The organism is Marinobacter sp. LV10R510-11A (assembly GCF_900215155.1).
In the GTDB taxonomy this organism is placed as follows: Bacteria; Pseudomonadota; Gammaproteobacteria; order Pseudomonadales; family Oleiphilaceae; genus Marinobacter.
On the sequence record NZ_LT907980.1, the window covers coordinates 457,981 to 481,220 of the forward strand.

Annotated in this window: 20 protein-coding genes and 2 tRNA genes; 10 read left to right on the plus strand and 12 right to left on the minus strand. The window is 54.4% G+C overall.

From position 1 onward, the window contains the following. Positions 1-13: 13 nt before the first annotated feature. A complete protein-coding gene (locus tag CPH80_RS02285) occupies positions 14-394 on the plus strand; it encodes a DUF488 domain-containing protein (RefSeq protein WP_413772257.1) in 381 nt (126 codons plus the stop codon). Here CPH80_RS02285 and CPH80_RS02290 read toward each other — a convergent pair. Next, positions 389-1,591, minus strand: a complete 1,203-nt coding sequence (locus CPH80_RS02290) for a trans-sulfuration enzyme family protein (protein ID WP_096275434.1) — start codon at positions 1,589-1,591, stop codon at positions 389-391. The genes CPH80_RS02285 and CPH80_RS02290 overlap by 6 nt on opposite strands. A 116-nt stretch (positions 1,592-1,707) precedes the next feature. Between CPH80_RS02290 and CPH80_RS02295 the strand changes: the two genes are divergently transcribed. Beyond that, complete coding sequence (locus CPH80_RS02295; RefSeq protein WP_096275435.1) at positions 1,708-2,622, plus strand: AEC family transporter; 915 nt, start codon at positions 1,708-1,710, stop codon at positions 2,620-2,622. Here the strand turns inward: CPH80_RS02295 and CPH80_RS02300 are convergent. After that, positions 2,599-3,540: a zinc ABC transporter substrate-binding protein gene (locus tag CPH80_RS02300; RefSeq protein WP_096275436.1), complete on the minus strand. Its 942-nt coding sequence runs from the start codon at positions 3,538-3,540 to the stop codon at positions 2,599-2,601. The genes CPH80_RS02295 and CPH80_RS02300 overlap by 24 nt on opposite strands. A 181-nt stretch (positions 3,541-3,721) precedes the next feature. On the opposite strand from CPH80_RS02300, the gene gltX reads away from it, so the two are divergent. The 3 genes from gltX (at position 3,722) to CPH80_RS02315 (ending at position 5,475) form a co-directional block, all read left to right on the plus strand. Beyond that, positions 3,722-5,203, plus strand: a complete 1,482-nt coding sequence (gene gltX / locus CPH80_RS02305; protein WP_096275437.1) for a glutamate--tRNA ligase — start codon at positions 3,722-3,724, stop codon at positions 5,201-5,203. 113 nt (positions 5,204-5,316) lie between these two features. Continuing rightward, a tRNA-Ala gene (locus CPH80_RS02310) sits at positions 5,317-5,392 on the plus strand. 7 nt (positions 5,393-5,399) lie between these two features. Further along, positions 5,400-5,475: transfer RNA gene (locus CPH80_RS02315), tRNA-Glu, on the plus strand. Between the two features lie 90 nt (positions 5,476-5,565). Here CPH80_RS02315 and CPH80_RS02320 read toward each other — a convergent pair. Further along, on the minus strand, positions 5,566-6,417 hold the full coding sequence (locus CPH80_RS02320; RefSeq protein ID WP_096275438.1) for a 6-carboxytetrahydropterin synthase: 852 nt from the start codon (positions 6,415-6,417) through the stop codon (positions 5,566-5,568). A 104-nt stretch (positions 6,418-6,521) separates the two neighbouring features. On the opposite strand from CPH80_RS02320, the gene CPH80_RS02325 reads away from it, so the two are divergent. Beyond that, on the plus strand, positions 6,522-7,169 hold the full coding sequence (locus tag CPH80_RS02325) for an NTP transferase domain-containing protein (RefSeq protein WP_264754858.1): 648 nt from the start codon (positions 6,522-6,524) through the stop codon (positions 7,167-7,169). Here CPH80_RS02325 and CPH80_RS02330 read toward each other — a convergent pair. The 3 genes from CPH80_RS02330 to CPH80_RS02340 all read right to left on the minus strand — a co-directional run bounded on the left by CPH80_RS02330 (position 7,129) and on the right by CPH80_RS02340 (position 10,197). Further along, the gene (locus CPH80_RS02330; protein WP_096275440.1) at positions 7,129-8,238 is read right to left on the minus strand and encodes a response regulator; all 1,110 of its coding nucleotides are present in this window, start codon (positions 8,236-8,238) and stop codon (positions 7,129-7,131) included. The genes CPH80_RS02325 and CPH80_RS02330 overlap by 41 nt on opposite strands. 61 nt (positions 8,239-8,299) lie before the next feature. Then, entirely contained in the window at positions 8,300-9,622 is a 1,323-nt protein-coding gene (locus CPH80_RS02335) for a PEGA domain-containing protein (protein WP_096275441.1), read from the minus strand. A gap of 113 nt (positions 9,623-9,735) precedes the next feature. Next, positions 9,736-10,197 (minus strand): hypothetical protein, encoded by a 462-nt coding sequence (locus tag CPH80_RS02340; RefSeq protein WP_096275442.1) that lies wholly within the window; start codon positions 10,195-10,197, stop codon positions 9,736-9,738. Between the two features lie 100 nt (positions 10,198-10,297). Here CPH80_RS02340 and CPH80_RS02345 point away from each other — a divergent pair, with 100 nt between their 5' ends. Further along, complete coding sequence (locus tag CPH80_RS02345) at positions 10,298-13,222, plus strand: insulinase family protein (protein ID WP_096275443.1); 2,925 nt, start codon at positions 10,298-10,300, stop codon at positions 13,220-13,222. 55 nt (positions 13,223-13,277) lie between these two features. Here CPH80_RS02345 and CPH80_RS02350 read toward each other — a convergent pair whose 3' ends face one another. Then, positions 13,278-14,093: a pyruvate, water dikinase regulatory protein gene (locus CPH80_RS02350; RefSeq protein WP_096275444.1), complete on the minus strand. Its 816-nt coding sequence runs from the start codon at positions 14,091-14,093 to the stop codon at positions 13,278-13,280. A gap of 187 nt (positions 14,094-14,280) precedes the next feature. Here CPH80_RS02350 and ppsA point away from each other — a divergent pair, with 187 nt between their 5' ends. Together ppsA and rraA are read left to right on the plus strand one after the other, a co-directional pair. Beyond that, positions 14,281-16,617 (plus strand): phosphoenolpyruvate synthase, encoded by a 2,337-nt coding sequence (gene ppsA / locus CPH80_RS02355; protein ID WP_413772283.1) that lies wholly within the window; start codon positions 14,281-14,283, stop codon positions 16,615-16,617. 31 nt (positions 16,618-16,648) lie between these two features. After that, positions 16,649-17,131 (plus strand): ribonuclease E activity regulator RraA, encoded by a 483-nt coding sequence (rraA, locus tag CPH80_RS02360; protein ID WP_096281325.1) that lies wholly within the window; start codon positions 16,649-16,651, stop codon positions 17,129-17,131. Between the two features lie 15 nt (positions 17,132-17,146). Here rraA and CPH80_RS02365 read toward each other — a convergent pair whose 3' ends face one another. The 3 genes from CPH80_RS02365 to CPH80_RS02375 form a co-directional block, all read right to left on the minus strand. Further along, the gene (locus CPH80_RS02365; RefSeq protein WP_096281327.1) at positions 17,147-17,437 is read right to left on the minus strand and encodes a PilZ domain-containing protein; all 291 of its coding nucleotides are present in this window, start codon (positions 17,435-17,437) and stop codon (positions 17,147-17,149) included. 5 nt (positions 17,438-17,442) lie between these two features. Next, positions 17,443-18,114 (minus strand): TIGR04211 family SH3 domain-containing protein, encoded by a 672-nt coding sequence (locus tag CPH80_RS02370; protein ID WP_096275446.1) that lies wholly within the window; start codon positions 18,112-18,114, stop codon positions 17,443-17,445. A gap of 125 nt (positions 18,115-18,239) precedes the next feature. After that, the gene (locus tag CPH80_RS02375) at positions 18,240-18,539 is read right to left on the minus strand and encodes a YciI family protein (protein ID WP_096275447.1); all 300 of its coding nucleotides are present in this window, start codon (positions 18,537-18,539) and stop codon (positions 18,240-18,242) included. A gap of 122 nt (positions 18,540-18,661) precedes the next feature. On the opposite strand from CPH80_RS02375, the gene CPH80_RS02380 reads away from it, so the two are divergent. After that, positions 18,662-19,540, plus strand: coding sequence for a PHP domain-containing protein (locus tag CPH80_RS02380; RefSeq protein WP_096275448.1), 879 nt, complete (start codon positions 18,662-18,664; stop codon positions 19,538-19,540). On the opposite strand, the gene CPH80_RS02385 is transcribed toward CPH80_RS02380, so the two are convergent. Both CPH80_RS02385 and rne read right to left on the minus strand, forming a co-directional pair. Then, complete coding sequence (locus CPH80_RS02385; RefSeq protein WP_096275449.1) at positions 19,537-20,079, minus strand: YecA family protein; 543 nt, start codon at positions 20,077-20,079, stop codon at positions 19,537-19,539. The two genes, CPH80_RS02380 and CPH80_RS02385, sit on opposite strands and share 4 nt — an antisense overlap. Before the next feature lie 3 nt (positions 20,080-20,082). Next, entirely contained in the window at positions 20,083-23,193 is a 3,111-nt protein-coding gene (gene rne / locus CPH80_RS02390) for a ribonuclease E (RefSeq protein ID WP_096275450.1), read from the minus strand. Positions 23,194-23,240 lie beyond the last annotated feature (47 nt).

Sequence of the window (23,240 nt, forward strand, 5' to 3'; positions counted from 1 at the left end):
AAACGGAGGCTTGATGATGGAAATTCGAATCAAAAGAGCTTACGAAGAGGCTGCGCGCTCTGATGGGCCGCGTATTCTTGTCGATAGAATATGGCCCCGTGGCGTTGCCAAGGAAGACGCAGAGCTTGAGACCTGGCTGAAAGGATTGGCCCCGTCTACCGAGCTGCGAAAGTGGTTCGGTCACGATCCTGAAAAGTGGAATGAGTTTCGGCAGAGATACCTGAAGGAGCTAAAGACATCGGGCGCTGCTGAAGATCTTGAAAAATTGCAGTCGATTGTCAAAGAGCACAAGCGCATAACGCTGGTGTTCGCCGCAAAGGACACAGAGCATAACAATGCTGCGGCCCTTCGCGACTTTCTCGACAACGGCGATCTTGGCAACGGCGACCTATAACTGGCCCAGTGCCTGATGCAGATCTGCGATCAGGTCGCCGGCATCTTCTAGCCCAACAGACAGCCGCAGCATGCTATCGGTTATCCCCCGGCGCTCTCGCTCCTCGCGGCTTATACCCTGATGACTTGTGGCGCAGGGCTGGGAAACCAGGCTTTCTACGCCGCCCAGGCTGGTGGCCAGCAGGAAAACCTGCAGGTTGTCGGCTACTTTTGCAGCCTGCTCCCTGCCCCCCTTAACCTCCAGAGTCAGTACACCGCCAAACCCCTCCATTTGCTGGGCGGCCATTGCGTGGCCGGGGAAACTCGGTAAACCCGGATACAGCACTCGCTTGATCGCCGGGTGGTCTGCCATCGCACAAGCAACCTTCATGGCATTTTCGTTGTGCTGTCGTACCCGTACCGGCAAGGTTCTGAGGCTGCGGGAGAGTAGGGCGGCGGTTTCTGGCGCCAGAATCTGGCCAAGGTTTTTCCGCCATTGGGCGATGGGTTTAATACGCTCTGCCGAGGCCATCACAGCGCCAGCGGTGAGGTCGCTGTGGCCGCCCAGGAACTTGGTTGCACTGTGAATGCTGAGGTCGGCACCCAGTGCCAGCGGGCGCTGATTCACCGGCGAGGCAAAGGTGTTGTCTACGGCAAGAAGGGCGCCCTTGGCATGGGCCTGTTCCGCCAGCTCCTGAATATCCAGTATACCCAACGTTGGGTTGGCCGGGGTTTCGCAGTACACCAGCATGCCGGGCTTGTTCAGGGCGTCGGCCAGTTGTTCGGGTTCATGTTGCAACAGGAAGGTGACGGGGATACCCAGAGGCTGGAAATGCTTGGTGAGCAGTTCTTGAGTTCCCCCGTACAGGTCCCCAACGCAGACAATGCCGTTGCGACCATGGGCAAACAAGGATGCCGAAATAGCAGCCATGCCAGAGGCAAATGCCAACGCATCTTCTGCCTCTTCAAGACCAGCCAGCCCCTGCTCAAGCTCCCGAATGGTGGGGTTGCTGCCCCAACGGGTGTATAGATTGCCTGGCGTACGGCCTTCAATAACATCCTGTAGGGAGGCCGTATCTGGGAAGCGGTAAGTGGTGGTGTTGTAAACCGGCGAATAGGGGCTGCCAAGGCTATCCTTGTGGCGGCGGTTGTGAATAATGCGGGTGGCACTGCCTTGCTCTGGCTTGGGCTCTGATTTAGGCTCTGAATCGGACTGCATGGGCTCTCCCTGAAGCTGGCTATAACGTTTAAACGGAATATGGCGGTTTAGTGGGAATTATTCTGGCATGTATGGCTCGCCGTGTATTATGAATTATTGATGCTGGAGTGTTTGGTATGCCGGTTATGGTTCAGGCTCTGGTGCCTGTTTTTGCGCTGATTGTGCTAGGGCACCTGTTCAGGCGCTGGGCATTTCCGTCGATTGAGTTTTGGCCTCAGGCGGAGCGTTTTACCTACTACGTACTCTTTCCCGCCATGTTGGTATTCAAGCTTGGCGAGGCCCGCCTGCCGGCTTCCGCTTATGGCGACACGGCCTTGCTTATTGGCTCTATGCTGCTGGCGATGACGTTGGTGTTAGCTGCCGTGCAGTTTTTCTGGCGCTGGAACGGGCCGGTATTTTCCTCGGTATACCAAGGCGCTATTCGGTTTAATTCCTACGTGGGCCTGGCTGCAGGCGGAATGCTACTTGGCGATGAAGGTCTGTCACTCACTGCGGTCGCTGTTGCCATCATGGTGCCCCTGCTAAACCTGCTGTGCATCCTGATGTTCTCACTGATAGCCACTCAGGGCCCGGTGCGGGTGGGGCCGGTACTACGCGCGATTGCTTCAAACCCTCTGATTATCGGGTCGATCCTCGGCGTGACCTGGAGCTTTTTCGAGATTGGCTTTCACCCGCTCCTTGCCGGCACACTTGAACCCCTGAGCAATCTGGCGTTGCCTATGGGGCTGATGACGGTTGGTGCGGGGCTTGAACTCAAAGCCCTGAGAGGCGGTTCGATGCCGTTTGTGGTGTCGTCCGTATTGAAACTGTTGCTGTTTCCGCTGATGGCGGCAGGCCTTGCTCTTTTATTGGGACTTGAAGGCACGTTGGTTCAGGTGGCGGTGCTTCTGGCCACCCTTCCAACGGCAACGTCGGCTTATATTCTGGCCCGGCAGCTAGGCGGGGATGCACCGCTGATGGCGGGCATAATCAGTGGCCAGACGCTCCTCGCCATGGTGACCATTCCATTAATGCTCAGCATTCTCTGGTAAGCATTTGAGAACGGCGTCGGCGATGCTTTGCTGAAATTCTGCATAACCGTTCGCGGTTGCATCAATATCTGTGGCCAGCGGATCCCAGGTGCTGAATTTTACATCCAGCCCCTGGGTGATAGAGCGCCACCACTGCCGGTTGAATTGCGGCTCCGTCAGCAGGCAGGGGTGATTCGCGCTGCGCAGGCTGTTCTGAACGTCTGCGATATGCCGGGCCCCCGGCGATAGCTCCGGGTTGAGTGTCAGCACGCCCTCAACCTTCAGGTTGTAGTGTTCTGCGAACCGGGTGAAGGCGCTATGATAGGCAAACAGGCTGACATCCTGCAAGGGCGCTAACTGCTCTCTTATCTGTTCTTCTTTCTGCGTAACGGCTGCCCGGAATCTCTCCAGGTTGCGATCCAAAGCTGGCTTGTCTGTCCCATCTAGTCCTGCCAGAGTATCCCGAATGTTTTCTGCCATGGTAACGGCCATTTGCGGATCTACCCAGATGTGCGGGTCTTCTCCATCTCCGTGATCATGCCCGTCGCCATGTTTGTCGTTGTGTTGGCTGTGGTCTTGGTTTTCTCTTTCCGAACTAGCTGCGTCGGCGTCTGGCGCCATCAGTGCAACTGAGCGCCCACCAAATTCATCGCCGGTTAAGAGACGGTTCAGAAATGTCTCCATTTCAGGGCCTACCCAGAAAATGACATCGGCGTTTTCCAGTGCCCGGCGCTTCGAAGGCGCCATAGAATAGTTATGGGGACTGGAGCCTGCAGGTACTAAGGTACTTGTGTGCATGTCTTCGGTGGCCACTGCGCGCACCAGAAGCTCCAGCGGTTTGAGGGAGGCCAGTATGTAGGTCTCTGCAAGAGCACTGTTGCCATAGAGCAGGGCGCTGGCACTCAGGACTAAAGAGATGGCTGTTTTGGCGATGCGCATGGTGGTTTGAGTCCTAGGTTGGCTGCAATGTTATAATATTACATCAATGAGAGAAGAGCTGCAAAATAGGATGCGCCTCCGATGGGTGGTGCAATGATACGCTTGGTGCTCATGCGAAATAATGCCCGGGCCGGTATAATACTAGGCTTAACACACGGCCACTGATTTTCAGGAAGGTTTCATGACTGTACGTACCCGAATTGCTCCATCACCCACCGGTGATCCACACGTTGGTACCGCCTACGTGGCCCTGTTCAACCTGTGTTTTGCCCGGCAGCATGGTGGACAGTTTATTCTGCGTATAGAAGACACGGATCAAGTGCGCAGTACGCCAGAATCGGAACAGGAGATCCTCAAGGCGTTGCGTTGGCTTGGGCTCAATTGGGATGAAGGCCCCGATGTAGGTGGGCCCCACGGGCCGTATCGCCAGTCTGAGCGCAAGCATTCTTACGGCCAGTACGCGGAAGACTTGGTTACTGCGGGCCACGCGTTCTATTGTTTCCGCACGCCGGAAGAATTGGATGTTATTCGTGAGGATCGTAAGGCACACGGCCTGAACCCTGGCATCAAAGGAAATCTTGAGATTTCTCAGGAAGAGGTTAAACGCCGCTTGGATGCGGGTGAGTCCTACGTAATTCGTATGAAGGTGCCAGATGAAGGCACCTGCGAAATTGATGACATGCTTCGGGGCATTATTGAAATCGATTGGGCGCAGGTGGATTGCCAAATCCTACTGAAATCCGATGGCATGCCGACTTACCACTTGGCTAACGTGGTTGACGACCACCTGATGGAAATTACCCACGTGCTGCGTGGCGAAGAATGGATTAATTCTGCGCCCAAACACAAGTTGTTGTACGAGTATTTTGGCTGGGACATGCCGGCACTCTGCCACCTGCCACTGCTGCGTAACCCGGATAAGAGCAAGCTTTCCAAACGCAAGAACCCGACCAGCATTAATTTTTATGAGCGCATGGGCTTCCTGCCTGAAGCAGTAACTAACTACTTGGGCCGTATGGGCTGGTCTATGCCGGATGAACGCGAAAAGTTCACTCTGGATGAAATGATCGCAAACTTCGACATTCAACGTGTCTCTCTTGGCGGCCCGGTTTTTGATGTGGAGAAGCTGCGCTGGCTAAACGGCCAGTGGCTGCGGGACGAACTTACAGAAGACCAGTTTGTCGAACGCATGCGTCAGTGGTGGTTTAACGAAGATGCGCTCAAGGCGCTGGTGCCGCATATTAAGGGTAGGGCAGAAGTGTTCTCCGATGTAGCGCCCATGGCGCAGTTCATGTTCTCAGGCATGCTAGACCTGAAGCCGGAAGACTTTGCGCACAACAAGCTGGAAGAGAGTCAGATTAAGCGAGTGCTTCAGTTCACCTTGTGGAAGCTGGAAGCCCAGCGTCATTGGAGCAAGGATACTATCTTCGCCGATATTAAATTCTTGGCTAAGGCCATGGATCTGAAAATGGGCGACTTCATGTTCTCTGTTTTCGTAGCCATTGCGGGTACGCCGAACTCTTGGTCTGTTATGGACTCCATGGATGTGCTTGGCCCAGACATGACCCGTGCCCGTTTGCGCAAGGCTTTGGAGCTGCTTGGTGGCTTCTCTAAGAAAGAAACTAAGAAGGTGGAAAAAGAGTACGCGGCGCTGGGTGCTTAGCAGCCAATTTGGTGAAGAAATGAACGTTCTGGGCAAGGAAGTTCGTAAAACTGGAAAAAAGTAGGGCTAAAGGTTGACGCCCATGGGGTGGTTCCTTAATATACGCGCCGTTGGGGGCCATAGCTCAGCTGGGAGAGCGCAACACTGGCAGTGTTGAGGTCGACGGTTCGATCCCGTCTGGCTCCACCAATTTCTAGTCCCCTTCGTCTAGTGGCCTAGGACTCCGCCCTTTCACGGCGGCAACAGGGGTTCGAACCCCCTAGGGGACGCCAATACGGCTAAACGGTTTAGTCCGCCGGATAGCCATCAAAAAAACCGCCTTCGGGCGGTTTTTTTGTGCGCAAGTAAAAAAAACAAAAGCGTTAGCGCGAGGCAATAGCGCCCTTGCCCACGCCCTCGTAAGCTTTCACCAAGATTGTATCTAATGGAAACTGAAGTTTGAGCTGGTCGGCGATGTGTGCCGCGATCAGTTCAACGGTGGTATCCGTGCCCATCATGTAAACCCGCGCCTCGGGCAGGGTCAGCGCAAACTCCCCTTGGTTGGCCTCATACGCAAAGGTTATGTAGCGCACGCCATTCTCTTCTACGTGGCGATTGACTACATCTTCTTCGGAGCCTACGTAAATGTCCTGCCAGAGCTTGGCCCAGGAATGTTCCAGCTCTTGATCCCGGTGGCCGTTACGGTCGATGCGAATGGGTGAGCGGTGGCCGTGGGCAATGCGCTGACAGTTGCCCAAATGCTTTTTCAGGCCGTGAACATAGTGATAGTAGGCGCCTTCAATCACGTCTTCTCGGAGATTGATCTCCACCGAGGTGACGTTCGCTGGCAGTACCGCCAACAGTTCACGCTCAAGCAGCGCAGCAACGTCGGGTGACGCAACCCGCTCTGCAGAAAGCCATACAATCGCCTCGTCCGGTGAGCGGTGCACAATGTGGCTGCCGTCGGTAAGGGCCCAGGTGAAGGTGCCAGGCGTGTCCTGGTTGCAGGAGAGACCGCTGTAGCCCCGGGGTATCACCAGCCGATGGTCTACGCGCTCGTCTATAATGCGCTTGATCGTGCGCTTCACATTGCTGAAATCGAATACCATGCCTTGGTCATCAAGCTCGCCTCCAAGCACAACGTCGGCAATCCAGCTTTCCCCAACCAACCCACGGGCGGGGTCCAGGTAAGCGAAATCAATAACGGTGAGGTTGTCTACAAACAGATGGTTCATCAAATTTCCGGGCGGGTATGGTTGAATGAGATGCGGATTCTAGCAAAAATTTCCATTTTCATCTTTTAATCAGGAGCGACATCATAACTGCCTCTAGCAATGACATCGATCAGGAATTTCCGACACTCATTCTCGCGGCGGGTGCTTCCCGTCGTTTTGGACGCGCCAAGGCGCTACTTACGTTGAGTGAACGGGCTGAAACGGGTGAAAAGAGTAGGCAGCGGCATACATTGCTAGACTGTGCCATTGGCCAGGGCAGATTGCTCAGCCGGGATGTTCTTGTGGTGTGTGGCGCTTGGTATCCGCTGGTTCGCTTTCGTTGCCGCGCGCAGCCGTCTCGTTGGATACCTGTGGCCGACTGGGATCAGGGTATGGCGACGTCTTTGGCAGCGGGTATTCGCAGCTTAGGGCCGCGTGTGAAAGGTGTATTTGTATTGGTGGCAGATCAGCCCCTGCTGGACAGGCAAGCCCTTAAGGCATTTAGCGCGGCTGCACGGTGTTTCCCCAGGCAGCCTGCAGCGGCGGATTACGGTCGGCGCCCCGGTGTGCCAGCCTATCTGCCCCGCTGGTTGTGGCCTGAAGTGCTGGCACTGGAGGGGGATCGGGGTGCAGGCCGTTTACTGGCGTTAGCCAATGCCACTCGGCTGGATATTCCGGGTGTCCATGACGACATAGACACGCCGGAAGACTGGGCACGGATTCGCGAGGCGGTTAGCCGAACAGGCCCGCAAGCCAGGCAATTCCCAGGCTGAACACCCCAAGGCTAACGGCCAGCCCGACGGTGTAGATTCTGGATGATGCAGAACGCTGCTGGGTTACAAACAGGTCAATCGTGCGTTGGGCAATGTCTTCAGCTGTCTCACGGGAGATTTCGTGGGCTTGCTGTATGGCTTCAGATTGCAGTGTTTGCCAAAACTCGGTGTCGATGGTCTGCACGCTGGTAATGTGATCCTTTAGCTCAGCCATGTGGTTGCTGGTGAATCCGGAGTTGCGTGACAGCTCTTTTTTCAGGTCTGCTAGCTCCCGGCCGAGGTTGAGATTTACCTCGGCTGCTACTTCGTCCCGCAGGTGCTTGGTGCGCTGCTCTACCATCCCGCTCATTGCGTTCAGGCGCTCTTCAATCATGCTTTCTTGCTTGCCGCGAGACTCGTCCAATGCCCGCTTCAGGTGGTCGAACTGTTCGTCAAACAAAGAACTGAGCAGTTCGTGAAGGCGGTTGTTGATGTGAGTTTTGACTGCGGAGCGGGAAATTTGCTCGATCAGATCGCTTGTGAGCGGCACGGTGCTGGGCGAAGTGCGGGGTGAGCTGCTGCCATTCAGGGCGCGCTCATGTTCAGCCTGTTGTGACGACATTTCCAGCGAGGCGTCATCTGGAATTCCCGTGAAGTAGTTGTCTGCTTCTGGCTCCTGATCAGCCATGGGGCCTGTTGGTAAGGCTCCTTCGCTGACATCGATTGCCAGTTGCTGCAGCACCAGGCCCAGGCCGTCAGGCTGTGTTGGCTTGGTCAGAATGTTATACACGCCAAAGTTTTTCGCTTCTTTTGTGAACGAAGACGACTTCTGGGAAGTACACATAATGATGGGTATACCGGCGGTACCAGGGTTGCTCTTGATGGCCTTGGTGGCTTCTACGCCATTCATCCCGGGCATCAGGTGGTCCATAAAAATAACATCCGGATGCTCATTGGTACTGAGAAACTCCAGGGCTTCTTCGGCAGAGCCAGCCATGTTGACCTGCATATCAAGATGTTCCAGCAATTTGCTTAGAGCAAATCTGGCCACCTTGGAGTCGTCCACCAAAAGAGCGTTCTTGATCGCCATCTCACTACCTCAAGCTGTTACTTCAATCTCGTTGGTTATCGGGCTGGTGTTACCATTGGAGCTACCAGCCTTCCAGTTTCGGACACTGTGTTGCCCTGTAGCTCTTGTCCCGATAACACACGCCGGGCTCTGTGGTGCGGGCAGTGAATACTTCACCGGACGCTGTGGTCAGGCGTACCTGCCCATAGGGTTCGCCGTGGCGGAAAGTCGCCTCGATGGAGCTGCCATTCGGGTTGCGCAGCAAGCCATTTCCGTGGAACTTGCCTTCAATGTATTCGCCTTCGTATTTCTTGCCGTTGGCGAAAACTTCCGAGCCGTTGCCATGGAAAGTGCCGCTGGAAAAATCGCCTTCATAGTGGCGGCCATCCGGATAAGTGAGGGTGCCGCGCCCGTGGAAGTCGCTGTTACGAAAGCCACCCACGTATAGCATGCCGTCGGCGGTTGTTAGAGATCCGTGGCCGTTCAGCCGTCCCTGAGACCATTCTCCGGTCAGGATGTCACCCTTGCTAAGTGTGAGCGTGCCCTGGCCGTGAAACGCGTTATCCCTGAACTGGCCGGTATAGCGGGAGCCATCTGCTTCGCGCCACACGCCTTCGCCGATGCGCTTGCCATTCTCCCAGTCGCCTTCATAGCGGCTGCCATCGGAGTACCAAGCTGTTCCTAAACCGTGAAAAGCGCCGTCTATAAAATGACCTTCGTACTTGAGGCCATCGCTGTCTTCGTAGGTTCCGTCACCGGTTTTTACGCCACCAATCCAAACCCCGTTCTGGTAGTTAACGGTGGTGTAGGCTTCTAATTTGCCCACCAGTGTCAGTTCGTTACCGGCATCGAGAGCGACGCTTTGCTGCCAAGATTTGAAGCCGGCTTTGCTTATTGTAATGTCATATTTTCCCGGGGCCAGCTCTAGATCTAGACGTGTAGCACCATAGGTTTTGCCATTGATTTCAACGTGATCGCCCGCCACGTTTGAGCGCAAGGTAAGAGCGCCTGTTGTTGGAGTTGGCTCTTGCTCGGGAGCGGGTTCGACCTTATCAGCAGTATAGTTGGCCATAGCGGCCGGCGGCTCGGCAGAGGCAACAAGCAAGGGCTCCTTCGGGAGCTCGGGCATACGGAAAGGCTCGGTGTTCACCACCGGTCGCGCAGGTACGGCTTTAGGTTCGGCCGGTGTTTCTGGCGCAGAAACAGGCGCCGGGGCTTTGACAATAGTTTGTGGGGCTTCGAGCGCCGCCGGTTTGTTGGTGGGTTTCGGCAGTCGGTTGTCCTGCACCGGTTGCTGAGCAGCGTCTGCGGTTGCCAGTTCATCACGAACCGAAGCAAAGCCGGCCGTAACCAAAAGCATAAGGGCCAGAGCATTCAAAAATAGAAGTGGTCTGAAATCGACCATGGCGGAACCTCTTAATCCAGCATTCTACAAATTCGGTAGCGGTTTCATCTTACCCAGCGAAAGCCGAGATATGTAACAGAAAGTGTCTGAACTTGGCGAGAATGCTGGCCAAATCACACTTTGGCCGGAAGTTGATCATGATTGAGCTGCTCCCATGCCCGCATGTACACATCGGCCTCGTATGTATAAGGCGACCTAAACGGGGTGAGAACAAAATCAAAAATCAGAAAGAAAAAGCCAATGGAGACCCAGGCAATGGCCAACGTGCTGAGCGTTGTGGCCTGAACTTCGGGATTGGAGCTCACGAAATCTTGCAGCAGGGGGATCAGGTTCGACGCCATAACAACCGGGTTGAAGCTGGATAGTACGAAGGGTACCCAGAAGGCCATGAATACCGGGAAGAAACCGAACGACCAGAGCAAGCGACGCGCCAGATAGATAAGAACCTCGCGCCAGAAACGCTGCCTCACTTCCGGGGATTTCCGGATACGCTCAAGGTATCGGCGGCGCTCTGCCCAGTATGCGGCTACTTCGGGAGCTTGCGCAGCTCGTGCTGGGCTTGGAGATGTGCTCATGGATCTGGTTACTACCTTATCGCTGGGGGACGCATACATGATAATCGATACTACGTGTTACCCTGTCATTCTCCAATTGTTTAACGACAGGATAGTATGAATGGCTGCAGTGATCGATAACGCAACTCATCCGGCTTTTGAGAAGCTTCGCAGTCACCGGATCGATACGCTCAACCTTGATGTTGAAGAGTATCGCCATAGAAAAACCGGTGCCCGCCACCTCCATCTTGCGGCGGATAACGACGAAAACGTCTTTTTTGTGGCGCTCAAAACCTTCCCGATGGATTCGACGGGCGTTGCCCATGTCCTTGAGCACACGGCGCTGTGCGGCAGTGAACGTTACCCTGTTCGCGATCCGTTTTTTATGATGATTCGCCGTTCTTTGAATACGTTTATGAACGCGTTCACCAGCAGCGATTGGACGGCTTATCCCTTCGCAAGTATGAATCGCAAAGATTTCGATAATCTACTGTCTGTTTATATGGATTCGGTGTTTTTCTCCAAACTGGATCCGCTGGACTTCGCTCAAGAAGGTCACCGTTTAGAATTTGAAAAGCCAGACGATCCAAGCACGGATCTTGTGTACCGGGGCATTGTGTACAACGAGATGAAAGGCGCCATGAGCTCGGCTACCTCGCAACTGTGGCAAAACCTGAGCAGCCATCTGTTCCCGACCACCACCTATCACTACAACAGCGGTGGCGAGCCAGATCATATCGTTGATCTGAGTTACGATGATTTGATCGGTTTTTATCGGCACCACTACCACCCAAGCAATGCGATTTTTGCCACCTACGGCAACATTCCAGCCCACGAGCACCACGAGCGGTTTGAAGAACTTGCGCTCAAGCGCTTCGACAAGCTGGACATTGAACTGCCAGTGCGCGATGAAAAGCGCATGTACGCGCCGGTGCGAGTGGAGCAGGGCTATGGTGTGACTGAGGGCGAAGACACAGCCAATAAGACCCATATTGTTGTGGGTTGGTTGCTAGGCCACAGCTTTGACCTGCAAGAAAACCTTGAAGGACAATTGTTGTCCGCCGTATTGCTAGAAAACAGCGCCTCGCCGCTGATGCGAGCGCTGGAAACAACCGATATAGGCCAGGCGCCTTCACCCATGTGCGGCCTGGAAGATTCCAACCGGGAAATGACCTTTGTCTGCGGCATTGAAGGCAGTGAGCCGGAGAAGCAGAAAGATTTGGAAGCTCTGCTCGAGAGCACGCTTCAAAAAGTGGTCGAAGAGGGCGTTAGCGAGGAGCGGCTGGAAGCGATCCTTCATCAACTGGAACTGCACCAGCGTGAAATTGCCGGAGACAGCTTTCCTTATGGCCTTCAGCTGATCATGAGTGCGATTGCCCCCATGGTTCACGGTGGCGATCCGGTTGAGCTCCTTGATCTTGAGCCGGTTCTGGCAACTCTGCGTGAGAAAATTCATGATCCGCAGTTCATTCCGGGCCTTATTCGTCGCAAGCTGCTGGATAACCCGCACCGGGTAACGCTCACTTTGCGCCCAGATGACAAGCTGGATGCGCGTCGCCAGCAAGCCATTCGCGAAGCTCTCGCAAAGCGCAAAGCAGAGCTTACCAGCGAGGAAGTCACACAGATCGTCGATCGCGCGCAAGCTCTGGAAGATCGCCAGATGCGCAAAGATGATGATTCCATTCTGCCGAAAGTGGACCTTACCGATGTGCCGCTGCAAATGCCGGAGCCGGAAGCCAGCTTTGATGGCGATATTTCTGCAACCGTGTTTTCGCGGGGCACCAACGGACTGGTTTACGAGCAGGTGGTACTCCCTCTGCCGAACCTGACCGAAGAGGAGTTATTGCTGCTGCCGTATTACAGCGCCCTGATTTCTGAGGTGGGTTGTGGTGATCTGGACTACCTGCAGATGCAGGATAGGATGTCGGCTGAGTCTGGTGGCATTGGTGCCTCTTTCACCGCCAAAGGTCGCATTGATGACGTTCAGGATCTCTCTGGCTATATGATTTTCAGTGGCAAGGCGCTGGCCCGTAACCGGACCGTGCTGACCAAGCTGCTCCGGGACGTTTATACCAGTGCTCGGTTTGATGAAAAAGACCGTATTCGGGAGCTTATCGCCCAGATTCGCGCTCGCCGGGAACAAGCGGTAACCGGCAGTGGTCATGCGCTGGCCATGGGTGCGGCGGCCCAGGGCGTGAGCCCCGGTGCTTGGCTGTCGTTTCGCCTTGGTGGTCTCGCCGGGATTCGCGGCACCAAAGAATTGGATCAGTCCTTGAAGGATCCCGCTGCGCTTGATGAGTTCTGCCAGCAGCTCGCGAGCCTGCACGACAGGATTCGCAAACAAGCGCGAGAGTTCCTAATTATTGGTGAGGAAGAGCATCTTCCCGCTTTGATCGACGATCTTAAATCATGCTGGCTAAATGATAAGGGCGTTGAATCATCGCGCTGGAGCATGGAGCCGGTGAGCTTTGTAACCCGCGAAGCTTGGTTGACGTCTACGCAGGTTAACTTCTGCGCTCGGGCATACAGCACCGTGCCGATTGACCATCCGGATTCGGCTGCGCTAACCGTGCTTGGTGGCTTTTTGCGCAATGGCTATTTGCACAGAGCCATTCGGGAAAAAGGTGGCGCCTATGGCGGCGGAGCTTCCCAGGATAGCGTGAATGGCAACTTCCGCTTTTTCTCATATCGGGATCCGCGCTTGGCTGAAACCCTTGAGGATTTCGATAACGCTCTGGTATGGCTTCAGGAAACTGAGCATGAATATCAGGAGTTGGAAGAGTCTATTCTTGGCGTGATTGGTCAGCTGGATCGGCCGCACTCGCCCGCTGGTGCCGCGCGCCATGCCTTCCATAATAAGCTGTTTGGGCGGAGCCCAGAGCAGCGGTCACGCTTCCGGAAGCGGGTGCTGTCGGTAACGCTTGATGATCTCAAGCGGGTTGCAACAACTTGGCTGGTGCCGGAAAAAGCGAGCACGGCTGTTGTGACAGGCCCCGACAACCGCAGCCTTGTTGAAGGGCTTGGCCTGAGCATTCAGGAGCTGTAGGTAAAAAAGCAGGCAGGCCGGTAGCGGCCTGTCTGTGTGTTCTGCATTAGAGCTTTTAGCGGTTTCGCTTCAAGCCGGTGGCGACCATGATACGCGTCGATATTTCTTCAACAGAGTAGGCTGTCGTGTTCAGGAACGGAATGCGCTCCCTTCGGTACATCAACTCAATCTCTTCGATTTCGAGCATGCACTGCTTTATGGACGAGTAGCGGGAGTTGGGGCGCCGCTCATTGCGGATGGTGGCCAGTCTCTCAGGCTCAATCGTTAGGCCATAGATCTTTTCTTTGTGCGGCCGGAGTGCCTTGGGCAGCTGCTGGTCTGAAAGATCCTCTTCGGTGATCGGGTAGTTGGCGGCTTTAACGCCGTACTGAAGCGCGAGATACAGGCAAGTGGGGGTTTTGCCGCTGCGGGACGCGCCCACAAGAATCAGATCTGCCTCATCATAATGCCGCGTGCGCGCACCATCATCGTTATCCAGTGCAAAGTTTACAGCGTGAATGCGACGCTCATAAACGCCTCCGTTGTTGATCGCGTGGGATTTCCCAACGGAATAGGATGAAGACGACTGCAATTCCATTTCCAGTGGGTTCAGGAATGTCCCGAAAATATCCACCATAAAACCTTTGGCGTCCGAGATAATGTCACGAATGCTGCTGTCCACAATGGTGTCGAAAATCAACGGTCGTGCGCCATCGATTTCGGTGGCTTTGTTTATGCGTTTAACCATGTCCCGGGCTTTTTCAACGTCGTCGATATAGGGTACGGTTATACGCTCAAATTCAATTTTTTCGAATTGGGCCAATAGGCTATGCCCGAGAGCCTCGGCGGTTAGGCCAGTGCCATCGGAAATAAAGAAGGCTGTACGTTTCATGATGTTGTTCCGGCTCCCTAGGTAAAATCCGAAGGTTACAGTATCATACACGCCAAGTTCGAGACTCCGCAGTGGCTGTTATCCGCTTTTTACGTTTGATACCGCTGGCCCGGTTTTATTCTTTGTTATATAGATTCGAGGGAGACACACTTTGGAAGATTACATAATCTGGTTTGATCACCTAGGAATGTCCGATGTTGACCGGGTAGGCGGTAAAAACGCCTCCCTCGGGGAAATGATCAGTAATCTCGCCAATGCCGGTGTGACCGTTCCTGGAGGTTTCGCCACAACCTCGCATGCATACCGCGAGTTTCTTGCCAAAGACGGCCTGAAGGATAAGATCGACAACGTCCTCGACAGCCTCGACATTAACGATGTGAACGAGCTTGCGCGTGTAGGGGCGGAAATTCGCCAGTGGGTTATTGATACACCCTTTCCGGATGCGCTGGAATGTGCTCTGAAAGAAGCCTACAGCACCATGTTGAATGGCAATGACAAGATGGCAGTTGCCGTGCGTTCTTCTGCAACGGCGGAAGACTTGCCAGACGCGTCCTTTGCTGGGCAGCAGGAAACTTTTTTGAACGTGGTTGGGCTTGAGCAAGTACGTACGTCGGTAAAAGAAGTGTTCGCTTCTCTTTTTAACGACCGTGCTATTTCCTACCGAGTTCACCACGGCTTTGATCACAAGCTTGTGGCTTTGTCTGCCGGCATCCAGAAGATGGTGCGCAGTGAGACAGCCTCAAGTGGCGTTATGTTTACGCTGGATACTGAATCTGGTTTCCGAGACGTTGTGTTTATCACCGGCTCGTATGGTCTTGGTGAGACGGTGGTGCAAGGCGCGGTTAACCCGGATGAATTCTACGTTCACAAGCCCACGCTTGATGCCGGCCGGCCAGCTGTGTTGCGCCGCAATCTCGGCAGCAAAGCCATCAAAATGGTTTACCACTCAGATCCTAGCAGTGGCCAGCTTGTCGAGACCATTAAAGTGGATCCCAAAGAGCGCGGCCGGTTCTGTATTACCGATGCAGAAGTCGAAGAGCTAGCCAAGCAGGCCATGATCATCGAGAAGCACTATCAGCGTCCCATGGACATTGAATGGGCGAAAGATGGCGATGACGGCAAAATCTATATCGTTCAGGCGCGCCCTGAAACGGTCAAAAGCCGGGCGTCTGCTAATGTGATGGAGCGTTACCTGCTGAACGAAACTGGCAAGGTGCTGGTTGAAGGCCGCAGTATTGGCCACAAAATTGGTGCCGGCCCGGTCAAGATCATTACCAGCATCAAGGAAATGGACCGAGTGCAGGAAGGCGATGTTCTGGTTACGGACATGACAGACCCAGATTGGGAGCCCGTTATGAAGCGTGCTTCCGCGATTATTACCGACCGTGGTGGCCGTACCTGTCACGCAGCTATCATTGCCCGCGAGCTGGGTATTCCTGCTGTTGTAGGTTGTGGGGATGCCACTGAGACCCTTAATAATGGCCAGGAAGTGACCGTATCCTGTGCGGAAGGCGACACCGGCTTGGTTTATGAGGGGGCTTTGGACTTTGAGCTGCGTGAAAACACCGTAGATTCGATGCCTAACATTCCGTTCAAGATCATGATGAACGTAGGCAACCCCGATCGTGCCTTTGATTTCCAATCACTACCTAACGAAGGTGTGGGTTTGGCACGCCTTGAGTTCATCATTAATCGTATGATTGGTGTGCACCCGAAAGCACTTCTCAACTTTGACGGACTGCCAAGTGATATTAAGCAGACGGTGGAAAAGCGTATTTCCGGTTACAGCTCGCCGGTGGATTTCTATGTCGACAAGCTGGTAGAGGGGATTTCTACCCTGGCAGCAGCGTTCTCACCCAAGAAGGTGATTGTACGTTTGTCTGATTTCAAATCCAACGAGTACGCCAACCTGATTGGTGGCACTCTATATGAGCCAGACGAAGAAAACCCGATGTTGGGTTTCCGGGGCGCATCACGTTATATCTCGGAAACCTTCCGCGACTGTTTTGAGCTGGAATGCCGCGCGCTCAAAAGAGTGCGCAATGAAATGGGCTTTACCAACGTAGAAGTTATGGTGCCATTCGTGCGTACCGTGGGTGAAGCAGAGCAGGTGGTTAGCCTGCTGGCGGAAAACGGCCTGAAACGGGGTGAAAATGGCCTGCGCTTGATTATGATGTGTGAGTTGCCCGCCAACGCCATACTGGCAGAGCAGTTCCTTGAGCACTTTGACGGCTTCTCAATTGGCTCTAACGATCTTACTCAGCTCACTCTAGGCTTGGATCGCGATTCGGGCATTATCGCGCACCTGTTTGATGAGCGTAACGATGCCGTTAAAGCACTCCTTTCCAGCGCCATTCAGGCGTGTAGAAAGGCAGGTAAGTACATAGGTATCTGCGGCCAGGGGCCGTCTGATTATCCGGATTTTGCAAAATGGCTGATGGATCAAGGTATTGATTCCGTGTCTCTTAATCCAGACTCGGTACTGGATACCTGGATTTTCCTAGCGGATGAGAAAGTCGACTGAAACCATTTCTGCGCGTAAGGAGAGCAATAACGTGGCAACAATTATTACCCCAGATCTGTGTGATGAGTTTCCAGAAGTAAAAGTGGTCGCACCCGGCTTTAATAACTATGGTGGAATTAAAGCCTTCGGTGGCGAGATTGTCACCGTAAAATGCTTTGAAGATAATTCCGTGGTTAAGGAGCAGGTGGGCTTGCCCGGCAAAGGTCGAGTCATGGTTGTAGATGGTGGCGGCTCAATGCGCCACGCGTTGCTGGGCGATATGCTGGCGGAGAAGGCCGCCAGTAACGGCTGGGCAGGGTTGATTATTTATGGTTGTGTACGGGATGTTGACGAGATCGGTAACACAGATCTCGGGGTTCAGGCTTTAGCCACTTATCCTCGGAAAAGCGAAAAGCGCGGCCTTGGAGATCTGGATGTGCCAGTGACCTTTCACGGCGTGACCTTTCAGCCCGGCCACTACGTGTACGCTGATAACAACGGCATTGTTGTGTCAGAGAAGCCCCTGGTTAACTAGCACAGGAGCAGGAGACTAGCGGGTGACTTCGCTGATGTTGGCTCCGAGCAAAAAGCCGTCACCCTCCGACTCGCACCGGATGATCTCGCAAATAGTCTCCAGAGGAGGGAACTGATCATTGTTCGGATGCAGTACCGTGGTCAGTTCTTCCCCAACCGCTACAGGCTTTTCTACAAAAATCTGCATTCCTGTGGCGCTGAGGTTCCTGCACGTACCGGCAAAGGTGACGCCTTTGCTGTCTGTGATCTCAATGACTGATTCAACCTGCATGCGATGAAAATCGCGCTTCTCCGAATAGTCCTTCATAAGGTTCATGCCCAGTTATCGGTTTTTCTTGTGGGTTTGAGCATCGGAATCAACAGTGCCAGTAGCACGCCCCCAAGTACGAGGGCACCACCTACCAGCATGACATCCGATTCCTTGCTGGCTTCCAACCGCTCATTCTCGGCGGTTAATACTTCCAAGTCGTTGCGTAGCGTCTGATTCTCTCCTAGTAGTTCACCATTCCGGCGCTCTAGATTGATTGAGTTCGAGGCAATGTTCTTGATGCGCATGAGTTCTTGCTGCAACTCATCGGAGCGGGTTGATAGTGACGACTCCACATCGCTCAGATTATCCCGTTCGCTGGAGACATCTTTTAGTTGCTCTCTTAGAGAGGATAGCTCAGTTTTTGCCTGCTCAAGCTGTCGGCTTACCGTTTTGAGTTGGTCTGCCGCAATGGGCGAGTCGCTGAGGTATTGGCTGGAAACCCACCCGTCATTGCCTTTTGCGGTGCGTACACGAGTGTAGCCAGTATCTGACGTTTCAATAACTTCCATGGCCGTGCCGCTGGGAACCGCATTCTCGATGATCCTGTATTGAGAACCTGCGCCTGAGCGGACAGGAAGATAGAGTTGATCGTCAACCCAGACGGTTTTCGCCTGAGCTGCGGCGATGGAAGACAATATAAAGAGCGCACTGATGGCAAGGCGAAAAAGCGTCACTGGTAAGGTTCCCAAAAGATTCGGTTAAAAAGCACGTTATTATCAAAGCCGCAATTTTGTCACAGATATACAGCCGTTCAAGCAGGCTGTCATTACAATAAGCTCATGGAGCGCTGTCGGCAGCTTCAGGGTAAAACCACCTTAAACGGCTTAACGGTTACTTTACGGTAAACACCGGCGTCCATATAGGGGTCGCTGTCTGCCCAGGTTTGAGCTGCGACCAAGGAATCAAACTCTGCCACCACAAGGCTGCCAGAAAAGCCGGCATTCCCGGGATCTGGCGTGTCTATCGCAGGGTGTGGCCCTGCCACCAAAAGCCTGCCTTCCGCTTTCAGCTTCTGTAATCGCTCTAAATGAGCGGCCCTTGCGGTTTGACGCAAGGGTAGGCTGTTATCGACATCTTCACTGATAATGGCGTAATACATAAAGATCTCCGGTTCCGTGGCGTGCCTTGTAAATAATGCATGGAGTGGATTGGCTGGTACACTGTGTTTTCCGCCATTCACTCCACCATTCATTCCGCCATTTATTATACTAGGGAATTTTTGTGACTATACCGCAAGATCCTGTTTTGTGCATTGATCTGCACTGTCATAGCACCGCGTCAGACGGGGCTCTCACGCCCACGGAGCTGTTGGTTCGTGCAGCAGAGAAAAAGGTCACGCATCTAGCCCTCACGGATCACGATACCGTTAAGGGCCTAGCGGAAGCGCAAATCGCTGCAGAAGCCAACGGCGTCGTGCTGATTCCTGGCATTGAGCTTTCCTGTTTGTGGCGAAGCCGCACCATACATATTGTGGGTCTGGATTTTGATATCGACGACAGTGGCTTTCGTGCTGTGCTGGAGCAGCAGCATCGTAACCGCTGGGCTAGAGCCGCCATGATCGACGATCGCCTGAGCAAGCTTGCCATTCCAGACCTGCTTGAGCGTGCGACCACTGAGGCCGGTGGAGATGTTCCTGGGCGGCCGCACTTTGCGCGGGTGATGGTTGAGGTAGGTATCGTGAAGAATGCCGCACAGGCGTTCAAGCGTTATCTGGGTGCCGGGAAGGTGGGCGATGTAAAAGCGTTTTGGCCGGAGCTTGAGGAAGTGGTGCAGTGGATTAATTCGGCGGGCGGGCTGGCTGTGCTGGCTCATCCCAGAAAATATCAGCTTACGGCAACAAAACTTCGGGATCTGACCGCTGATTTTCGTCGGGCTGGCGGCCGTTCCATTGAGGTGTCCACATCTGGGCAGTCCAGCGGAGATCTGGGGTTTCTCACCGAGTTATGTGCACGGGAGAAATTGTTGGCATCCCAGGGCAGTGATTTTCACTTTCCCGGCGCACCCTGGTGTGAGCTTGGCCGGATAATGAAAATGCCAGACGGGCTGGAGCCGGTCTGGCATCATTTCAAGCAAGGTCCTGGAGCCGACGCGCCGGTTTAAGCCGGTGCGTGAAACAGCAGGTACAGGTCTGTCAGGGAGTCGGGGATGGCATCCGCCATCTGACGTGACAGTTTTTCGCTGTTGCGAACGTTCTGGAAGTCTTCATCGTCGAACAATCCCGACAATGTCAGCATGGGGACCATCAGGTCTGCTGTATGTTCCTCGCTGACCGCATCCAACCACTCGTCTTCATTCTCCATGAACGTGTCGACAAAGCCCGCGCACCAGTTTTCCAGTGCGTTCATCGGGTCACCGTCTTCAGGTTCCGGTAGTTCCAAGTCTTCGCCCATATCGAGGGCTCGAGTCATGTCACCCGCCAGGCGCGTGACGCACTGGCGGAAGATGTCTGGAATACCATCGCTGGGTGTCTCCTCGGTACTTGTAACAAGGCGGAAGACAGCCTCCACACTCAGTGTGGTCGGTCCGACAACGCAGGCGCAGACAGCGCCATGGAAGCCGAAAAAGTCTAGGGCCTCATCACCCCAAGGTTCGGCGAACAGTATGTCTTCCAGCGCTTCAATGTCGGAATTGGACAGCATGAATCAGTTGCTCCCCGAATTTTTGGCTTCTTCCGCCGCCCGTTGGCGCTTGCGCACTTCGCGGGGGTCGTTATAGGCACGGCCAGGCGCTACCGGAACACTCGGTTCATCGGCAGGCCAGTCTGCAGCCTCGGGAGCAGCATTATCCTGCGCCGCTTCGGGCTTATCAGCAGGTGCTTTCTCTGCAGGCTTGTCTGCCGCTGGAGCCTTGCTGCGGCTTCTAACGGGTGCCGATCTCTGCTTCTTTACCGGAGCTGCTTCGTTCTCTTCTTCAGTTGAGCTTGCCACCGGGCTTTCAGACGGCTTTTCACTGTCGGTAGCCGAGGGCTTCTTATCTGCCTCGTCGGCCTCTGCTATAGCTTCAGGCGCTGCCGCTTTTGGCTTGGCTACTGGCGTCTCTGCCGCTTCTGCAACCGGGGCTTCGGGCTTCTGAGCCTGGGGAGCTTTTTGCTCTTGCGGCTTTGGCTCCGAAGTAGCCTCAGCCTTGTCAGCTGTTGGCTGCTTATCAGCGAAAGCTTCGTTCTCTTTTGGAGCTAAAGCTTCTTTGTCCTTTGATGCTGAAGAAGGCTTTTTAACCTCGGGAGCTGCATCCGGCTTTTGGGCAGCCTTGGCTTCGGGGGCTACCGTCTGCTCTGGTTGCTTCTGTTCGCTTGGCTGAGCCGCTGGCGCTTTGGTCGTAGCCTGGTCTGCACTCTTGTTGGTTGCCGCAGATGTTGCTTTTACGTCGGTGTTGTCGCTGCTTGCTTCCGGCTGAGTGTCCTTTTGGTGCTTCTCGTTGCGGGCACTCTTACGAGCTGCTGGCGTGGAAGCGGGAGTTTCGGAAGATGAACCGTCGCGGTTGCGAGGACGACGCGGCTTGCGACGACTATCGTCAGTGCTTTGCTTATCAGTGCTTTGCTTATCAGTGCTTTGCTTGTCGGCGCTCTGCTTGTCGGTGGTTGCCGCTTTCGGGGCTTCCTGCGGAGCCTGGGTAGTGTCTTTCTGATCGCCATTGCTCTTGGCATCACGCTGTGGCCGGTTACGACCCTGGCCGCGAGTCTGGCCATCTTTGCGAGCATCCCGACGGCCATCGCCGCCGCGGTTGTCTGCGACTTTGCTCTCAGGGCCTTTGCTTTCAGAAGCTTTGTTGTCAGAGGCTTTGCTTGCAGCCTGACGGTTCTGGTTGGGGCGATTTTGATCGTCATTGCGATTGCGGCCCCGCGAACGGCTATCGTCGTTGCGGTTTTGCGGGCTGTTACTTGGGCGGCGCTCGTTACCGTTCCGGTTATTAGTGTTGCCGGAGCTTTGACCGTCCTGCGCAACGCGGGATTTACGACGATCTTGGCGCACCTGATTCCGCTGATCTTCGCGGCTAGCGGTTGCCTTTGCGTTGTCGCGGGTTTCGGTTTGCTGGTCTTCTTCGCCACTAAAGAATACCGCAATCTTGCGACCAATCCGACGCATCAAGCCGTCGTCATGATCTGCAGCTTCTGGGGCTTCTGCAACTTTAGGGGTTGGAGTCGGTGCGCTTGTGCGTACAGCTTTTACGGCTGCCTGCTCGCGAACTGGCTTTTCAGCGGCTGGCACTTCAAGCACTTCTTCTTCGCGCTCGCTGTATTCCTGCGCGACCTGATTGCTCGAGATGTGCTCGGGCGTGGTTTCGTCATCACGCATGCGCAGGATTTCGAAGTGCGGTGTTTCCATATGGGGAACAGGCACGACAACAATATTCACTTCTTGGTTGGCTTCGATATCGGCCAGCTGCTTGCGCTTTTCGTTCAGCAGGAATGTGGCCACGGATACGGGCACGATAGCCCGAACTTCGTCGGTCTTTTCTTTGGACGACTCTTCGTAGATCAGGCGCATGATGCTCAGCGCCAGAGATTCGATACCACGAATGGTTCCCTGGCCTTCACAGCGTGGGCAAACTTCGCTACGAGTTTCACCCAGGGAAGGGCGTAGCCGTTGACGAGACATTTCCAGCAGGCCAAACCGCGAGATTTTGCCTACCTGAACCCGAGCCCGGTCGATTTCCAGCGCTTCGCGCATCTTTTGCTCTACTTCACGCTGGTGCCTGGCCGGTGTCATGTCGATAAAATCGATCACGATCAGGCCGCCCATGTCTCGCAGGCGAAGCTGGCGTGCAATTTCTTCTGCCGCTTCCAAGTTGGTCTGGAATGCGGTTTCTTCAATATCGTGGCCCTTGGTGGCGCGGGATGAGTTGATGTCGATAGACACCAGCGCCTCGGTGGGGTCGATAACAATAGAGCCGCCAGAGGGGAGCTTTACTTCACGCTGGAACGCGGTCTCGATCTGGCCTTCAATTTGGTATCGGCTGAACAGGGGGATTTCGTCCTTGTACAGCTTGATCTTGTTTTCAAACGTTGGCATTACAGCGCGAACGAAGTTAAGTACGTCCTCGTAAACGCTCTCTGAGTCGATCAGTACCTCGCCGATATCCTGGCGCAGGTAGTCGCGAACAGCACGAATGATAACGTTGCTTTCCTGATGGATAAGGAAAGGAGCCTTGCGCTCGCCGGCGGCCTGGGTAATGGCTTCCCAGAACTGCACCAGGTAGTCGAGATCCCACTGAAGCTCTTCAGTGGTGCGGCCAATACCGGCCGTACGCACGATAATGCCCATGGGCTTGGGCACCTGTACGCTGTTCATGGCTTCTTTCAGTTGCGCCCGCTCTTCGCCCTCTATGCGGCGCGAGATACCACCTGCACGGGGGTTATTGGGCATTAGGACAAGGTAGCGACCAGCAAGGGACACAAACGTTGTGAGTGCGGCGCCTTTGTTGCCGCGCTCTTCCTTGTCGACCTGAACAATAACTTCCTGACCTTCGGAAACAACTTCCTTGATGTTCACTTTGCCTTCGATCTGGCCCGGTGACTTTTTGAAGTAATCTCTGGAAATTTCTTTTAGAGGAAGGAATCCGTGGCGATCGGCGCCGAAATCAACAAATGCGGCTTCCAAGCTTGGCTCTACACGGGTAATGCGCCCTTTGTAGATGTTAGCTTTTTTCTGCTCGCGGGAGCTGGATTCGATATCTAGGTCAAACAGACGCTGGCCGTCAACTAAGGCGACGCGCAACTCTTCTGGGTGAGTTGCATTGATTAACATTCTTTTCATGGAAAGTGAGTTTTCCTGTCGTTAAATTTTGACAGAAAACCTTAGGG

Coding starts and splice junctions, on each gene's coding strand:
- CPH80_RS02285 (WP_413772257.1), top strand. CDS start 14: ATGATGGAAATTCGAATCAAAAGAGCTTACGAAGAGGCTGCGCGCTCT.
- CPH80_RS02290 (WP_096275434.1), bottom strand. CDS start 1,591: ATGCAGTCCGATTCAGAGCCTAAATCAGAGCCCAAGCCAGAGCAAGGC.
- CPH80_RS02295 (WP_096275435.1), top strand. CDS start 1,708: ATGCCGGTTATGGTTCAGGCTCTGGTGCCTGTTTTTGCGCTGATTGTG.
- CPH80_RS02300 (WP_096275436.1), bottom strand. CDS start 3,540: ATGCGCATCGCCAAAACAGCCATCTCTTTAGTCCTGAGTGCCAGCGCC.
- gltX (WP_096275437.1), top strand. CDS start 3,722: ATGACTGTACGTACCCGAATTGCTCCATCACCCACCGGTGATCCACAC.
- CPH80_RS02320 (WP_096275438.1), bottom strand. CDS start 6,417: ATGAACCATCTGTTTGTAGACAACCTCACCGTTATTGATTTCGCTTAC.
- CPH80_RS02330 (WP_096275440.1), bottom strand. CDS start 8,238: ATGGCGATCAAGAACGCTCTTTTGGTGGACGACTCCAAGGTGGCCAGA.
- CPH80_RS02335 (WP_096275441.1), bottom strand. CDS start 9,622: ATGGTCGATTTCAGACCACTTCTATTTTTGAATGCTCTGGCCCTTATG.
- CPH80_RS02340 (WP_096275442.1), bottom strand. CDS start 10,197: ATGAGCACATCTCCAAGCCCAGCACGAGCTGCGCAAGCTCCCGAAGTA.
- CPH80_RS02345 (WP_096275443.1), top strand. CDS start 10,298: ATGGCTGCAGTGATCGATAACGCAACTCATCCGGCTTTTGAGAAGCTT.
- CPH80_RS02350 (WP_096275444.1), bottom strand. CDS start 14,093: ATGAAACGTACAGCCTTCTTTATTTCCGATGGCACTGGCCTAACCGCC.
- ppsA (WP_413772283.1), top strand. CDS start 14,281: ATGTCCGATGTTGACCGGGTAGGCGGTAAAAACGCCTCCCTCGGGGAA.
- CPH80_RS02365 (WP_096281327.1), bottom strand. CDS start 17,437: ATGAAGGACTATTCGGAGAAGCGCGATTTTCATCGCATGCAGGTTGAA.
- CPH80_RS02375 (WP_096275447.1), bottom strand. CDS start 18,539: ATGTATTACGCCATTATCAGTGAAGATGTCGATAACAGCCTACCCTTG.
- CPH80_RS02385 (WP_096275449.1), bottom strand. CDS start 20,079: ATGCTGTCCAATTCCGACATTGAAGCGCTGGAAGACATACTGTTCGCC.
- rne (WP_096275450.1), bottom strand. CDS start 23,193: ATGAAAAGAATGTTAATCAATGCAACTCACCCAGAAGAGTTGCGCGTC.